This window comes from Actinospineispora spinosispora DSM 44797, from assembly GCF_000429025.1.
In the GTDB taxonomy this organism is placed as follows: domain Bacteria; phylum Actinomycetota; class Actinomycetes; order Mycobacteriales; family Pseudonocardiaceae; genus Pseudonocardia; species Pseudonocardia spinosispora.
In genome coordinates this window covers 71,278-86,194 of record NZ_AUBB01000034.1, presented here as the reverse complement: position 1 = coordinate 86,194, position 14,917 = coordinate 71,278, and the positions used below count along the sequence as shown (strand labels likewise).

Sequence of the window (14,917 nt, the reverse complement as noted above, 5' to 3'; positions counted from 1 at the left end):
CTGCTCCCACTCCCTCGACGAAGGCCGACTGCCCGCTGAAGGCGGAGTCCGGCCTCATGTCACGGTCATCATGACCGAACACGACCTACAGCAGAAAGCACGCGGCGCACAGCTGGAGTTCGGCGGCAAAGCCCCCGCCTCCTACCTACGCGCCATGCTCTGCGACTGCGGGATCACCCCTGTCGTACTCGGCGGCAAAAGCCTCCCCATCGACGTCGGATACGAATCCCGCACCGCGCCCACCGGGCTACGTAAAGCGCTCTCCGTCCGCGACCGGGGCTGCGCACACCCCGGCTGCACCCGGCCACCGCACTGGTGCCAGATCCACCACGTCATCGAATGGAGCGCCGGCGGCCCGACCGACCTCGACAACTGCATGCTCCTGTGCAAACAACACCACCGCATGATCCACACCAGCGGCTGGACCGTCACCATCCGAGACGGATGGCCCGAATTCATCCCACCCAAATGGCTCGACCCCACCCAAACAGCGAGACGAAGACCTCTCCCGCCTAGATCAGGTCGGTGAGTGCACGCGCCAGCTGATCGATCTCCGAGGTGGTCGAGTAATGCGCCAGACCCACCTTCACCACACCACCGACCTCACCGGTACCCAGGTGCTCCAGCACGCCGTGGTCACCCAGGTCGGCTACGGCACAGACGCCGCGGTCCGCGAGGTGGGTGGCCACGTCCTGCGCCTTGCGGGTCTCGTGGGTGAACGCGATCGCCGGAATGCCGTTCTCGTCCGGGGTGCCGACGATCTGGATCCGGGGTACGAAGCGCAGCTCGTAGATCAGCCTGCCGAGCAGCTCCGACTGGTACTCACCGACCGAGCGCATCGACGTGTCCAGCCGCTGCGGGCGCTCGCCCTGTGCGGCGTCGTCGAGCGTGGACAGGTAGTCGATCGAGGCGACCAGCCCGGCCAGCAGCGGGTAGCTGTGCGGGCCGACCTCGAGGCGGCCGGGGCCGATCGCCAGCGGGTCGAGCGAGCAGGACGGCAGGCGGTCCAGCAGTGTGGGGTCGCGGAAGACCAGTACACCGGTCTGAGGTCCGCCCCAGCTGGCCGAGGACAGCACCAGGACGTCCGCGCCGAGGTCGTCCATCCGCACCCTGCCGCACGCCGCCGCGGCGAAACCGTCGACGACCATCAGCGCACCGGCCCGGCGCGCGCGCTCGGCGATGCGGTCGATCCGAGGGCGGGTCCCCACATGTTCGGAGCCCGCCGTGACCGCGACGACCCTCGCCGGTCCGCGCAGCAGCTCGTCGTACTGCCACTCGGGCAGCTCGCACGTCTCGATCTCGATCTCCGCCCAGCGCACCCCGACCCCGCGCTGCTCGGCGACCCGGCGCCAGGGCGCGATGTTCGCCACGTCGTCCAGGCGGGACAGCACGATCTGGTCGCCCAGCTGCCAGCGGTCCGCGACGGCCTCGGCGAGACGCCCGATCATCACTTCCCGGCCCGGACCGAGCACGACACCACGTGGGTCGCCGCCCACCAGATCGGCGACGGCCTGGCGTGCCGCGTCCTCGATGACCTCGGCTCGCTGCGATGCGGGAAAGGCCGCGCCGGGCGGCGAGATGGGCGCGCGCACCGCGGTTCCCATCGTCAGAGCGACCTGCTCGGGGCACTGTGTGCCACCTGGAGCGTCGAGATGAACCCAACCGTCACCGATAGCGGGAGTGAGCCCGCGGACTCGAGCAACATCGAAGGGCATCACTCTACGGTAACGGCCCCCGCCACCCCCGCCTATCGCTACCCGCGTGTCGGGGTAGACACGAGCAGGTCCCCGGTTCGACGCGGACCCGCTCGGCAGGCCAGGATGGGTTCATGAGCGAGGGATACCCGGACAGGTCGGACAACGGCGAGCAGCAGGTCGTGGTGATCGGCCCGGACGGCTCGCCGGTGGGTATGGCCAAGATTCCGAACGGGGACAGCTCGGAGTCCGAATCGGGCGAGTCGGGAGGCATCATGGACATGGTCGAGCAGCCCGCGAAGGTGATGCGGATCGGCACCATGATCAAGCAGTTGCTCGAGGAGGTCCGCGCGGCACCGCTGGACGAGGCGTCCCGTGCCCGGCTGCGCGAGATCCACGAGAACTCGATCAAGGAGCTGGAGCAGGGCCTCGCACCGGACCTGCGCGAGGAGCTGCACCGCCTGAGCCTGCCGTTCACCGAGGACGGCGTCCCGTCGGACTCGGAGCTGCGCATCGCGCAAGCTCAACTGGTCGGCTGGCTGGAGGGCGTCTTCCACGGCATCCAGACCGCGCTGTTCGCCCAGCAGATGGCCGCGCGCCAGCAGCTGGAGCAGATGCGCAAGGGCCTCCCGGCGGGTGCCGGCGCCCAGATGCCGGAAGGTTTCGGCGGCACCCAGACCGGCCAGTACCTGTAGAGCACCCGTGAGTGTTGCGGCCACCCATGACCGGCCGCAACACTCACGCCTTCCAGGCGGGGCAAGTGGTCAATACCAGCCGGGTACCGTTGTCCACCATGTCCAGCACGACGAACACCGGGGCGGCTCCGGCCGCTGAGGTCCCGGCTGAAGGCCCGACCACGTCGCTCGCTCCGTCGCGGAGCTGGCGGCGCGCTTTCCACGACCTGCGCCAGGGCTGGGGCCAGCGTTCGTTATGGGGCTATCTCGGCTGGCAGGACATCAAACAGCGCTACCGCCGCTCGGTGCTCGGCCCACTGTGGATCAGCATCAGCATGGGTGTGCTGGCTACCGGCCTCGGCATCCTGTACGCCGCGCTGTTCAACATGCACATCGAGACGTTCCTGCCGTACGTCGCCACCGGTCTGCTGATCTGGAACTTCATCTCCGGCTGCATCCTGGAGGGCAGCGAGGTCTTCATCGCCAACGAAGGCCTGATCAAGTTCCTGCCCGCGCCGCTGAGCCTGCACGTCTACCGGCTGGTGTGGCGGCAGACGCTGTTCTTCCTGCACAACCTGGTGATCTGGCTCGTTCTGATCATCATCTTCCAGCAGCCGATCAGCTGGACGCTCGTGCTCGCGGTGCCCGCGTTCATGCTGCTGATGATCAACGGCACGTGGATCGCCATCGTGTCCGGCGTGATCGCCACCCGGTTCCGGGACATCCCGCCGATCGTGGCCAGCGTCGTCCAGCTGATCTTCTACATGACGCCGATCGTCTGGGACTACGACACGCTGCGGAACAGCACCAACCCGAACATCGCCGAGCGAGCGCACCTCGCCGAGCTGAACCCGGTGCTGCACTTCCTGGAGATCGTCCGTGAGCCGCTGCTGAACAAGCAGATCGTGTGGCATCACTGGTATGTGGTCGGTGTCTTCACCGTGCTCGGCTGGGCCCTCGCCCTGGTCGTCATGCGCAACTACCGTTCTCGTGTCGCCTACTGGGTGTGAGCAGCTAAAACTATGGTCAGCATCGACATCCACAACGCCTACGTCGACTTCCCGATCTTCGACGCCAAGACCCGCTCGCTGAAGAAGGCCGTGCTCGGTAAGGCCGGCGGCCGGATCGGCACGGAGAGCAAGGTGCCGATCATCGAGGCACTGCGCGACATCAACCTCAGCCTGCGCCAGGGGCAGCGGATCGGGCTGGTCGGGCACAACGGTGCCGGCAAGACGACGCTGCTGCGGCTGATGTCGGGCATCTACGAGCCGACCCGGGGCAGCGCCCACATCCAGGGCAAGGTCGCGCCGGTCTTCGACCTCGGTGTCGGTATGGATCCGGAAATCTCCGGCTTCGAGAACATCATGGTGCGCGGGCTGTTCCTCGGCATGACGCGCAAGCAGATGCAAGCGCGGGTCGACGACATCGCCGAGTTCTCCGAGCTGGGCGACTACCTGTCCATGCCGCTGCGGACCTACTCGACGGGTATGCGGGTTCGACTCGCGCTCGGGGTCGTGACCAGCATCGATCCGGAGATCCTGCTGCTCGACGAAGGTCTCGGCGCGGTCGACGCCGAGTTCCTCGCCAAGGCGCGCAACCGGCTCAACGCGCTGGTCGAGCGGTCCGGCATGTTGGTCTTCGCGTCGCACTCCGACGAGTTCCTCGTCGAGCTGTGCGACACCGCGATCTGGATGGACCACGGCGAGATCAAGGACTACGGACCGATCAAGGACGTCCTCAACCATTACAAGGGACGCGACGTCTACGCCGAGCTGAGCGAGCGCCGATGACCGAGAAGCTCCCCGCCGGTTCCGTCGTCGCGGTCGTCGTCACCCGGCACCGCCGCGACCTGCTCGTCGACTCGCTCGCCGTGATGGCGAAGCAGACGCATCCGGTCGCGCACCTCGTCGTCGTGGACAACGGGCCGGACCAGCCCGCGCGCGATGTCGTCGAATCCTGTGGCCTACCGACGACCTACCTGCCGTCCTGGCACAACCTCGGCGGCGCCGGCGGGTTCGCGCTGGGCATGCTCCACGCGCTTGCGCTCGGCGCGGACTGGGTGTGGCTGGGCGACGACGACGGCCGGGCCGCCGACGAGCACGTACTGGGCACCCTCATCGACGTCGCGCAGCGGCGGAACCTGGCGGCCGTGTCGCCGGTCGTCGCCGACCAGGCCGACCCGGAGACGCTCGCGTTTCCGCTGCGCCGCGGCCTCCGCTGGCACCGCGGAAGGGGTGCACTGAGTGCCCCCGGAACCGACTCCGAGCTGCTATCAGGGATCGCATCCTTCTTTAACGGTGCACTCTTTAGGGCTGAAACGCTTGATGTGATCGGTGTTCCGGACCTGCGACTCTTCGTCAGGGGAGACGAGGTCGAGCTGCACAGAAGAGTGGTGCGCTCCGGTCTGCCGTTCGGCACCTGCCTCAACGCCGTGTACGTCCATCCGAACGGCTCCGACGAGTTCAAACCCATGCTCGGAGGCCGTCTGCACGCTCAGGATCCCGAGGATCCGATCAAGCGGTACTACACCTATCGAAATCGCGGATATCTGTTCGGCCAACGCGGCATGAGGATCATCGGCGCACTGGAAATATTCCGTTTCGGCTGGTACTTCCTGGTTTCCAAGCGCGATCCGGCCGGTATGCGGGAATGGCTGCGCCTCGTTCGTCTCGGTCGGCGGGAACAATTCCACCGCGCGCCCGCGTCGCCGCAGGTCACGCCTCCGACCACGCTCCGCAGCGGAAACTGATCACGGCCCGCTCGTTCGAGGGACACGCCGACGGGTGGACTTCAGCACCCGGTAGTTGACGCTCCGGCAATCGGGCTGCCGTCCATAGCCGGTACACAGGATGCTATTTTCCCAGTCCAGCCACCGACGTCGGAAATGTTGTTCGATCGACCGCCCCGACAACGATTGGGAAGCCGTGACCGAGCTTGGCGTCACCTCGCGTGACCAACCGGCCCGCCCGGCGAGCCGCCTCAGAGCCGCCGGATGAATCTCAACCCGTTCATCGACATGGTCTCCGACCGGTGGGACATGTTCCTGCCCGTCGGGCTCGTCGGTGCGCTGTCCTGGGGCGTGTGGCTGTACCGCAAGCTGATGTCGCTGCTGTACAAGCCGACGATCAACAACTACCGGACCACGACGTCGGTAGTGGTGCCCTCTTTCCGTGAGGACCCGGACATCCTGCTCGACTGCCTGCAGACCTGGCTGTCACAGGATCCGACCGAGATCATCATCGTGCTCGACCTCGCGGACACCGAGGCGCGGGACCGGCTGATCGCGCTGGGCAACCCCAAGATCCACGTGATGATGTTCGCCCACGAGGGCAAACGGTCCGCGCTGGGTGTCGGGATCAAGGCCGCGAAGCACGAGATCCTGGTGCTCACCGACTCCGACACCCGCTGGCAGCCCGGCCTCCTCGCGGCCGTGCAGATGCCGTTCATCGACCCCGAGGTCGGCGGCGTCGGCACCCGGCAGAACGTGTACGACCCGTACTCCAGCGTCTGGCGCCGCGTCGCCGACTGGATCATCGACACCCGCTACCTCGACTACGTGCCGGCCTGCGGTCGACGCGGCTCGGTGGTCTGCCTGTCCGGCCGGACCGCCGCCTACCGCCGCGCCGTGGTCATCCCGGTGCTGGAGAACCTGGAGAACGAGTACTTCTTCGGCCGCAAGTGCGTCGCCGGTGACGACGGCCGGCTGACCTGGCTGGTGCTCGCGCAGGGCTACAAGACGATGCACCAGGACACCGCGCGGGCGCTGTCGATGTTCCCGGCCAGCTTCAAGGCCATGTGCAAGCAGCGCGTCCGGTGGAGCCGCAACTCCTACCGCTGCTACCTGACCTGCATCTACAAGGGCTGGATCTGGCAGCAGCCGTTCATCTCGCAGCTGACCGTCTTCCAGATCCTCTTCACACCGGTCACCATGTTCGCGGCCGTCTACTACCTGACCGCCGCGTGGTTCAGCCCCGAGCGCAACGTGGCGTTCCTGCTCGCGCTCATCTGGGTGTTCGTCGGTCGCGGCATCCGGGGCGTCTCGCACCTGCGTTCCCGCCCGTCGGACATCCTGATCCTGCCGGTCGTCACGCTGATGATCATGTTCGTCGCGCTGCCGGTCAAAACGATGGCCTTCTTCACCATGAACAAGCAGGGCTGGCTGACCCGGAACAAGAACATGATCGGCGGCGAGGGCCAGGACAACGCCAGTCTGCAGACGGAGGCCAGCGGTGACGCAGCAGCGTAAACAGGTGGGGCACGGCCTGATGAGCTATCTGTTCGCGGGCCTCGGCGTGCTCACCAGCCTGCTGCTCGGCATCGCAACCCTGACCCTCGGCGTGACCCAGGTCGAACCGGACGCACAGGGGCCCTCGGTCAGTGTCGAGGAGCTCGATCCGAACGCACAGAACAATGCCGACGCGCCGAAGGCGGTACCGAACACCCCGGGCTTCGACCCGAAGCAGGCCAACCTGGTCTCGGCGGAGGACGCCAGGACGTTTGCGCTGGTCAGCGGCATCCTGCCCGGGACGCCGCCGCGTGACCTCGCGTCCCCCGGCAGTGCGCCCACCCTCGTGCTGCCCTCGCGCAGCGCTCCCTACGACCTCGCCGCGCTGATCAGCGCCAAGGCCGTCGTGAAACAGCCGGACGGCGGCTTCCTGCTGGTGCACAACGTGCTGGTCACGGCCGGCGCGCAGCTGAACCTGGCGATGCCGAGCGGAACGCTGCGGATGTCCAGCGGACCGGGCGGGATCACCTCGATCATCGGGTTCAAGTCCATCATGATGATCGGCGGCGCCGACCACGCGCCGCTGACCATCACCAGCTGGGACCCCACCAAGAACGCACCCGACACCGACGCCTCCGACGGTCGCGCCTACATCCGGGACATCGGCGGCCGGATGGACGTGCACGACACCAACACCGAGAGCCTCGGATTCTGGAGCGGCCGCACCGGCGGTCTCGCCTGGACCGGGAGCACCGCCGAACCGGCGACCGGCAGCGCGCGCAACGTCAACTGCACCGGCGACCACTACGGCATCTTCGCCACCCGCAGCAGCGGTCTGCTGATCAACGGCGCGCAGGTGAAGAACTCGGTGATGGACGGCATCGCGGTGCACGGCAACTCCGACGGCACCCAGCTGTGGCGCGTGACCAGCAGCAACAACGCACGCAACGGCATCCTGGTGACCCAGGGCGCGCACAACATCTCGATGCGCGAGGTCACCACGGCATCGAACGCGCGCAACGGCATCTACCTCAACGGCAAGCCACCCGCCACCGGTCCCAACGCGGGTGGCTCGACGACCGCCGCGTCCGCCGGGTTCATCGTGGACGGCAGCACATCGCGGGCGAACTCCGAGCACGGCATCCTGGTCAACAACGCCAACAACGCGGTGCTGACCAAGAACATGGTGTCCTCCAACCGGGACGGCGTGATCGTGCGCGGCGCCACCCAGGGCCTCGTGCTCTCGGAGAACCAGATCAGCTCGCCCGGTGGCTACGCGGTCGCGCTGCGCGACGGTTCACAGGGCGCGGTCATCGACAAGAACGTCATCAGCGACGCGGTCACCGCCGTCCAGCTCAACAACGCGGTCGCCAAGATCTCCGGCAACGAGATCAACGGCATGACGATGCACGCGGTGTCGATCATCGGCGCGGGTAGTGGTTCCAGCATCGTCGACAACCGGCTCGCCGGGCAGGGGCCCAGCTCGGTCGACGTGAACCGGCTGGTCACCCTCGGTGTCGTCAGCATCTCCGGCAACGACGAGAAGAACTGGACCGTCGACCGGGACAACGCCCAGTTCCTCGCCAACTACGTGCGCAAGCACCCGCTGATCCTGCTGTGGGGGCTGAGTCTGCTCCTACCGCTCGCCGCCCGGATGTACTTCAAGCGGCGCACCAAGCTGCGGATGCTCGGACAGCACCCCTACGGCGGGCAGCCGTCGCCGGTCACGTCGGTGTCCCGCACACCGCCGTCGTCCGGTGCCGCTCCCCGACCGGCCGCGCAGTGGTCACCTCGTCCCCAGCCGTCGTCCCCCGGCGCCGGCTCCACCCCCAGAACAGGCCCGCCGGCACCCCCGGCGGCACCGGGAACGAGCAACAACATGCAGTCCTCGAACGGTTCGCCGCGTCGCCCCAGCCCGGGCCCGCAGGGCAAACGACCGCAGCAGCCCGGTGCCACCCGGGTGACGGTGGTGTCCGAGCAGTGAGCGCACGCCACACTCGCCTGACCCTGTTCGCCGCCGTGCTGGCCAGCAGCATGGTCCTGACCGCGTGCGGAGGTGGCGACTCCTCGTCGAGCAACACCCCGCCACCCGCCGCCCAGGGACCCGCGCCGGCACCGGCCAACCCCGAGGGCCCCGGCTGCGAGAAGCCCGGCACGGTGCAGGTGGCGAACGCCGCCGACCTGACCGCGGCGCTGGCGAACGCCAAGCCGGGTGCGGTCATCCAGCTCGCCGACGGCACCTACCAGGGCAACTTCACCGGTACCGCGAAGGCCACCGCCGGTGCGCCGATCACCGTGTGCGGCAACCGCGCCGCGGTGATCGACGGTGGCGACGCCGTCTACAGCTTCTACCTCAACGCCGCGACCTACTGGCACCTCGCAGGCTTCACGATCAAGGGCGGCCAGAAGGGCGTCATGGTCGACGAGGGCCAGCACAACGTCATCGACGGGCTGGAGATCTCCGGCGTCGGCGACGAGGGCCTGCATCTGCGCAAGAACAGCAGCGACAACGTGGTGCGGAACAACATCATCCACGACACTGGTCAGGGCCAGGAGAAGTTCGGCGAAGGCATCTACATCGGTAGCGCCAAGTCGAACTGGGGGAAGTACAGCGGCGGGCAGCCGGACCGCAGCGACCGCAACCTCATCGAGGGCAACACGGTCTCCAAGACCACCTCGGAGCCGGTGGACATCAAGGAAGGCACCACCGGCGGCATCCTGCGCAACAACACCTTCACCGGGCCCATGTCGGACGCCGAGTCCTGGGTGAACGTGAAGGGCAACGGCTGGCAGATCCTCGGCAACACCGGACATGACTCGGAGGAGGACGGCTTCAGCGTCCACCAGATCCTGGACGGCTGGGGCATCGACAACACCTTCTCCGGCAACACCGCGGTGGTGAACGGTTCCGGTTACGGCATCAACGTGACCAAGAACAAGGAAAGCAACCGCGTGACCTGCGACAACAAGGCTGAGGGCGCAGCAAAGGGCCTCACCAACGGCGACTGTGTCTAACCAAGTCACAGCACCAACTCCACACTCCTAACACTCCCCAGGAGCACGATGTTTGTTCGTCGGATCGCCGTCATCGGCACCGGATACGTGGGTCTGACCACCGGCGCCTGTCTCGCGTCACTCGGCCACCAGGTGGTGTGCGCCGACGTCGACGAAGAAAAGATCAACAAGCTCAAGGCGGGCACCATCCCGATCCTCGAGCCCGGGCTGACCGAACTGGTCACCGAAGGCATGGCGGCCGGCCGGCTGAAGTTCGTCGTCGGTGCGCGCGATGCGATCGCCAACCCCAACGCCGATGACACCGAGTCCGAGGACAACCCCGTCGAGGTCGTCTTCCTGTGCGTCCCGACGCCGATGGGTGCCGGCGGCGCCGCCGACCTGGCCGCTGTCGAGGCCGTCGCGCAGGAGGTCAGGGACCTGCTGCCGCGCAACTGCGTCGTGGTCAACAAGTCGACCGTGCCCGTCGGTACGGCGGCGCGGACCAAGCAGCTGCTCGGCCGTCGTGACGTCGCGGTGGTGAGCAACCCGGAGTTCCTGCGTGAGGGCTCCGCCGTGCACGACTTCCTCAACCCGGACCGCATCGTCGTCGGCTGCGACCAGCAGGACGCCGCGGAGAAGGTCGCCGCGCTGTACTCCCGGCTCGGCGCGCCCACACTGCTGACCGATGCGGCGAGCTCCGAGATGGTCAAGTACGCGGCCAACTGCTTCCTGGCGATGAAGCTGTCCTACGTCAACGCCATGGCCGAGCTGTGCGAGCGCCTCGGCGCCGACGTGCACGAGGTCACCGAAGGTATGGGCTACGACAAGCGCATCGGTCAGGCGTTCCTGAAGCCAGGACCCGGCTGGGGCGGGTCGTGCCTGCCCAAGGACACGAACGCGCTGGTCCAGATCTCGGCGGCGGCCGGGTTCGACTTCCCGCTGCTCAACGCGTCGCTGGAGACCAACAACCGGCAGGCGGCCCGGATGGTCGACAAGGTGCGCGCGGCCTGCGGCGGCTCCCTGTCCGGCAAGCGGATCGGGCTGCTCGGTCTGACGTTCAAGGCCGGCACCGACGACCTGCGTGACTCCCCGGCGCTGACCGTGGCCGCCGCGCTGCGCGCCGAGGGTGCTGAGCTGACCGCGTTCGACCCCGGCTGCCAGACCGGCGTCGCCGGTGTCACCGACGGCATCACGGTCACAGATGACCCGATGACCGCCGCGAAGGACGCCGACGCGATCACCGTCCTCACCGAGTGGCCCGAGTTCCGCGCCCTCGACTGGAAGGCCATGGCGAAGGTCGCAAGCCGACGCACGGTGGTCGACACCCGCAACCTCCTGGACCCGGACGTCCTGCGCCGAGCAGGCTTCTCCTGGGTAGGAGTCGGCTGCCGCTAACCCCTCGTGAGTGTTGAGTATGGCTATAGCCATACTCAACACTCACGAGCATCTGGGGCACGTGCGTAAGGGGCCGTGCCAGCCGAAGCCCCACAGCGCCTTCGCCACCTCTGCGCTGTACCTGCAGGGGTTTTCCGTGAGTTCATCCCAGCCGAACACCAGGCACGTTCTTCCGGCCAGCGCCGCGGCATTGCCACGACGGCGGTCCCGCAGCGCTACTTCAGGCAGCAGGTGCGTGGACCCGTCGAGCCGCACCGTCAACGGGATGCCCATGTGGTCGTAGACCGCATCCTCGATCAGTCTTCTGCCGTCGACTATGAACGGCTCCTGGCGACGGGCACTCGGTATCCCGTGCGCGATCTCGACATCCACCGCGAACAGCTCCTCCAACGGTGACTGAACACCCTGCTCCATGCGATCGAGGGCCTGCAGCAGCGCCGCCCTGTATCGCGGAGGCGGCCTCAGCTCCAGCTGCGTACGGACCTGGACCGTCGCCGCCGCGCGATTGGTGATCAGTGCTGTCAGCTGTTTCATCGCGGCCCGTTCGCTCAATTCGGCGACTGCCACGTCGATCACGGTGTCCGCGCGGCTGGTCAACGGCGGTTCCGTTTCCACCACGATGTGTCGGATCGCTCGGGACCGATGTACGACGACCAGCGCCGGCTGGGACACCGCCGAGCGGTGATATGGGACCGTCACGTGCACCGGGCCTTCGACAGCCCGAACCATCCCCCAGCGCTCCGCTGCCGTCTGATGGCTCAGGATCGAATCCGGGCCGCCGTAACACAGTGCGGCAGCAACCAGCGCGTCTCGGGGCAAGGGGCCGGTGAAGGTCGCATAGACGCGAGGCATCACCTGCTGCCATCGCCCGGCGTGCAGGTTCGCCGTGATCGCATTACGTCCGATGGAGAAGGACCGCAGTTGGTCGACCGCGATCACGCCGTGCTGCGCGACCAACAGTCGACGCCACTCATCGTGACGTGCGGTCGGAACCTGGACCGGAATGAGACGCCGCTGTTCAGCCATGCCTCCACGATTGCGCGAGGCGGGTACCTGTGCAAACGCCCATCCACAGCCCTGTGGACAACTCGTGAGTGTTGAGTATGGCTATAGCCATACTCAACACTCACGAGGTTTTGGCGCGGAAGATTACTGTTCTCAGGACCAGGAAGTTGATGCAGGTTGAGGTGCCCTGGGCGATCACCCAGCAGATGGTCACCTCGAACGGCATGCCGTTCGGCAGGATCTTCAGGGCCAGCGCGTTCATACCTACGTTGACCAGCAACGTCGTGCCGTAGAGCAGCACGAAGCCGGCGAGCCGGGAGGCGCCGCTGGAGGACGCCGGGTCGAAGGTGAACCGCTTGTTCAGCAGGTACGCCGTCGTGGTGCCGCAGATGAAGCTGATCGTCTTGGCCACGCTGTGCTGCATGTCGAGGTGCAGCATGATCTGGTAGAGGCCGTAGTCGACGACCGCTGAGAGGCCGCCGACCAGCACAAAGCGACTGAGTTGGCTCAGGAGCCCCGAACGGTACTCCGTCCGGGGGGTGATAGCCGGGCTCACGTCCACGCAGACCAGGGTATGTGAGTCTGGGCGCCCGCTGTCACTTGGGCACCGCTGAGTACGCTGGCCTGCGATGTCGCCAGCCTCAGAGATCCAGCAGCGGACCGAACAGCGCAGCCTCACCGGCTTCGGTCGGACCGCGCCGACCACCGCATGGGTGGCCCCGATCAGCAGCGAGTCGGACGTCCTCGACGCACTGCGTAACCCCGGCCCGCGCGGCATCACCGCCCGTGGCCTCGGCAGCTCCTACGGCGAGCCCGCGCAGAACGCCGGCGGTCTGGTCCTCGACATGACCGGCATGGCCCGCATCCACTCGATCGACGCCGACTCCGGCCTCGTCGTGCTGGACGCCGGGGTCTCGCTGGACACCCTGATGCGCGCGGCGCTGCCGTTCGGGCTGTGGGTCCCGGTGCTGCCCGGCACCCGCCAGGTCACGATCGGCGGCGCGATCGCCTCGGACATCCACGGCAAGAACCACCACAGCGCGGGCAGCTTCGGCAGCCACGTCAGGTCGCTGGACCTGGCGATGGCCGACGGCACGGCGCGCACGCTCACCCCGGAAGGCCCGGACAGCGCGCTGTTCTGGGCCACCGTCGGCGGCATGGGCCTGACCGGGATCGTGCTGCGCGCGACGGTCGAGCTGAAGCACACCGAGTCCGCGTACTTCGTGGTCGACACCGATCGCACCGACGACCTGGACGGGCTGCTGACGCTACTCACCGACGGCTCGGACGACGACTACACCTACTCGGCGGCCTGGTTCGACACGACGACGACCGGCCCCTCGCTCGGTCGTTCGGTCCTGACCCGCGGCTCGCTGGCGAAGCGCGACGAGCTGCCCGCGAAGCTGCGCGGCAACCCGCTGAAGTTCGACGCACCGCAGCTGCTGCGCTTCCCCGATGTCTTCCCCAACGGCCTGGCGAATCGCTGGACGCTGCGGGCGTTCAGCGAGCTGTGGTGGCGCAAGGCACCGGCCCGGCAGCGCGACGCGGTGCAGAACATCACCGCGTTCTACCAGGTCCTCGACATGTTCGGCGACTGGAACCGGGTGTACGGCAAGCGCGGTTTCCTGCAGTACCAGTTCGTCATCCCGATGGGCGCCGAGGACACGCTGCGCCGCATCGTGGAGATGATCGCCGCGTCCGACCACTCGTCGGGCCTCAACGTGTTCAAGCGTTTCGGCCCCGGCAACGGCGCGCCGCTGTCCTTTCCGATGCCGGGCTGGACCATCACGGTCGACTTCCCCATCGCCGCGGGGCTGAGCGAGCTGTGCACCGCGCTGGACGAGCTGGTGCTCGACGCCGGCGGCAGGCACTACCTGGCCAAGGAGTCCCGCACCTCGCCGGAGGCGATCCGCCGCGGTTACCCCCACCTGGCCGAGTGGCAGGCGGTGCGCCGCGCCGCCGACCCGACCGGGGTGTTCACATCCGACCTCGCACGACGGCTGGAGCTGGTTTAGACATGATCGACGCTGTGGGTAACCCGCAGTCCGTACTGGTGCTCGGCGGCACATCCGAGATCGGGTTGGCGATCGTGCGCCGGTTCGCCAAGGGTGGTCGCCCGCTGCGGGTGGTCCTCGCGGCCCGTCCGTCCCCTCGTCTGACCGAGGCGGTGGCGTCGCTGGAGCAGTCCGGCTGTGCCGTCGAGACTCATGCCTTCTCCGCAACCGACACCGGCTCGCACGCCGAGGTCATCGGCAAGGCCTTCGCCGGCGGTGACATCGACATCGCGGTCGTCGCGTTCGGGCTGCTCGGTGACGCCGAGCAGGCCTGGCAGTCGGTCGACATCGCGGTCGAGCTCGCCACCGTCAACTACACGGCTGCGGTGTCCTGCGGTGTCGCGCTGGCGGCGCGGTTCCGCGAGCAGGGGCACGGTTCGATCGTCGCGCTGTCCTCGGTCGCCGGTGAGCAGGTGCGGCGGTCCAACTTCGTGTACGGCTCGACCAAGGCCGGCATGGATGGCTTCTACCTGGGTCTCGGCGAAGCGCTGCGCCCGTCCGGGGTGCAGGTCACCGTGGTCCGCCCCGGTTTCGTCAAGACCAAGATGACCGAGGGCATGTCCCCCGCGCCGCTCGCGGTCACCGCACCCCAGGTGGCCGACGTGGTCGCCGACGCGGTACGCAACCGCCGCGACCTGGTCTGGGCCCCGGCCCCGTTCCGCCTGGTCATGATGGTGCTACGGCACATTCCCAGGGCAATCCTGCGCCGCCTGCCCATCTAGTTGGGCCTGTTCTTGTTGGGCCTGTTCCGCGCGATATTTTTCTGTGACCACCCCGGCTCGCGTAAACGCTCGCTGGGGTACTCCCAGAAAAAAAGGCTCGGGGACTCGCCCAACCGCGCGGTTGTGCCCACCCTGGGAGCCGCCCTGGCAGCCG

General features: G+C 67.6%; 14 protein-coding genes. 11 read left to right on the top strand and 3 right to left on the bottom strand.

Translation table 11 applies throughout. The features are described from left to right. The coding region (locus tag G406_RS55735) for an HNH endonuclease signature motif containing protein (protein WP_156934948.1) at positions 1-529 on the top strand (529 nt) is incomplete at its 5' end. Here the strand turns inward: G406_RS55735 and G406_RS0117045 are convergent. Further along, entirely contained in the window at positions 513-1,715 is a 1,203-nt protein-coding gene (locus G406_RS0117045) for an aminotransferase class V-fold PLP-dependent enzyme (protein WP_028934763.1), read from the bottom strand. The two genes, G406_RS55735 and G406_RS0117045, sit on opposite strands and share 17 nt — an antisense overlap. 113 nt (positions 1,716-1,828) lie before the next feature. Between G406_RS0117045 and G406_RS0117040 the strand changes: the two genes are divergently transcribed. The 8 genes from G406_RS0117040 (at position 1,829) to G406_RS0117005 (ending at position 10,982) form a co-directional block, all read left to right on the top strand. Continuing rightward, a complete protein-coding gene (locus G406_RS0117040; protein WP_028934762.1) occupies positions 1,829-2,389 on the top strand; it encodes a bacterial proteasome activator family protein in 561 nt (186 codons plus the stop codon). A 98-nt stretch (positions 2,390-2,487) separates the two neighbouring features. Further along, positions 2,488-3,378, top strand: coding sequence for a galactan export ABC transporter permease subunit Wzm/RfbD (gene wzm, locus G406_RS0117035; RefSeq protein WP_037077077.1), 891 nt, complete (start codon positions 2,488-2,490; stop codon positions 3,376-3,378). Positions 3,379-3,390: 12 nt separating this feature from the next. After that, positions 3,391-4,158: a galactan export ABC transporter ATP-binding subunit Wzt/RfbE gene (gene wzt, locus G406_RS47520; protein WP_037077075.1), complete on the top strand. Its 768-nt coding sequence runs from the start codon at positions 3,391-3,393 to the stop codon at positions 4,156-4,158. After that, entirely contained in the window at positions 4,155-5,117 is a 963-nt protein-coding gene (gene glfT1 / locus G406_RS47515) for a galactofuranosyltransferase GlfT1 (protein ID WP_051342227.1), read from the top strand. Before wzt ends, glfT1 begins: the two co-directional genes overlap by 4 nt. Positions 5,118-5,360: 243 nt before the next feature. After that, on the top strand, positions 5,361-6,614 hold the full coding sequence (locus G406_RS0117020) for a glycosyltransferase (protein WP_028934760.1): 1,254 nt from the start codon (positions 5,361-5,363) through the stop codon (positions 6,612-6,614). Beyond that, the gene (locus G406_RS0117015) at positions 6,598-8,577 is read left to right on the top strand and encodes a right-handed parallel beta-helix repeat-containing protein (protein WP_028934759.1); all 1,980 of its coding nucleotides are present in this window, start codon (positions 6,598-6,600) and stop codon (positions 8,575-8,577) included. Before G406_RS0117020 ends, G406_RS0117015 begins: the two co-directional genes overlap by 17 nt. Next, positions 8,574-9,608, top strand: a complete 1,035-nt coding sequence (locus tag G406_RS47510; protein ID WP_051342226.1) for a right-handed parallel beta-helix repeat-containing protein — start codon at positions 8,574-8,576, stop codon at positions 9,606-9,608. The genes G406_RS0117015 and G406_RS47510 overlap by 4 nt, the downstream gene beginning before the upstream one ends. A gap of 48 nt (positions 9,609-9,656) precedes the next feature. After that, complete coding sequence (locus tag G406_RS0117005; protein ID WP_028934758.1) at positions 9,657-10,982, top strand: UDP-glucose dehydrogenase family protein; 1,326 nt, start codon at positions 9,657-9,659, stop codon at positions 10,980-10,982. A 42-nt stretch (positions 10,983-11,024) separates the two neighbouring features. Here the strand turns inward: G406_RS0117005 and G406_RS0117000 are convergent, their stop codons facing one another. Both G406_RS0117000 and G406_RS0116995 read right to left on the bottom strand, forming a co-directional pair. After that, positions 11,025-12,008 carry a hypothetical protein gene (locus tag G406_RS0117000; RefSeq protein ID WP_028934757.1) on the bottom strand — a complete coding sequence of 328 codons (984 nt, stop codon included), beginning with the start codon at positions 12,006-12,008 and terminating at the stop codon, positions 11,025-11,027. Between the two features lie 100 nt (positions 12,009-12,108). Further along, on the bottom strand, positions 12,109-12,549 hold the full coding sequence (locus tag G406_RS0116995) for a GtrA family protein (RefSeq protein WP_156934947.1): 441 nt from the start codon (positions 12,547-12,549) through the stop codon (positions 12,109-12,111). A gap of 67 nt (positions 12,550-12,616) precedes the next feature. Here G406_RS0116995 and dprE1 point away from each other — a divergent pair, with 67 nt between their 5' ends. Beyond that, positions 12,617-14,002, top strand: coding sequence for a decaprenylphosphoryl-beta-D-ribose oxidase (gene dprE1 / locus G406_RS0116990; RefSeq protein WP_028934755.1), 1,386 nt, complete (start codon positions 12,617-12,619; stop codon positions 14,000-14,002). 2 nt (positions 14,003-14,004) lie between these two features. After that, the gene (gene dprE2 / locus G406_RS0116985) at positions 14,005-14,763 is read left to right on the top strand and encodes a decaprenylphospho-beta-D-erythro-pentofuranosid-2-ulose 2-reductase (protein ID WP_028934754.1); all 759 of its coding nucleotides are present in this window, start codon (positions 14,005-14,007) and stop codon (positions 14,761-14,763) included. The last annotated feature ends 154 nt before the right edge of the window (positions 14,764-14,917 follow it).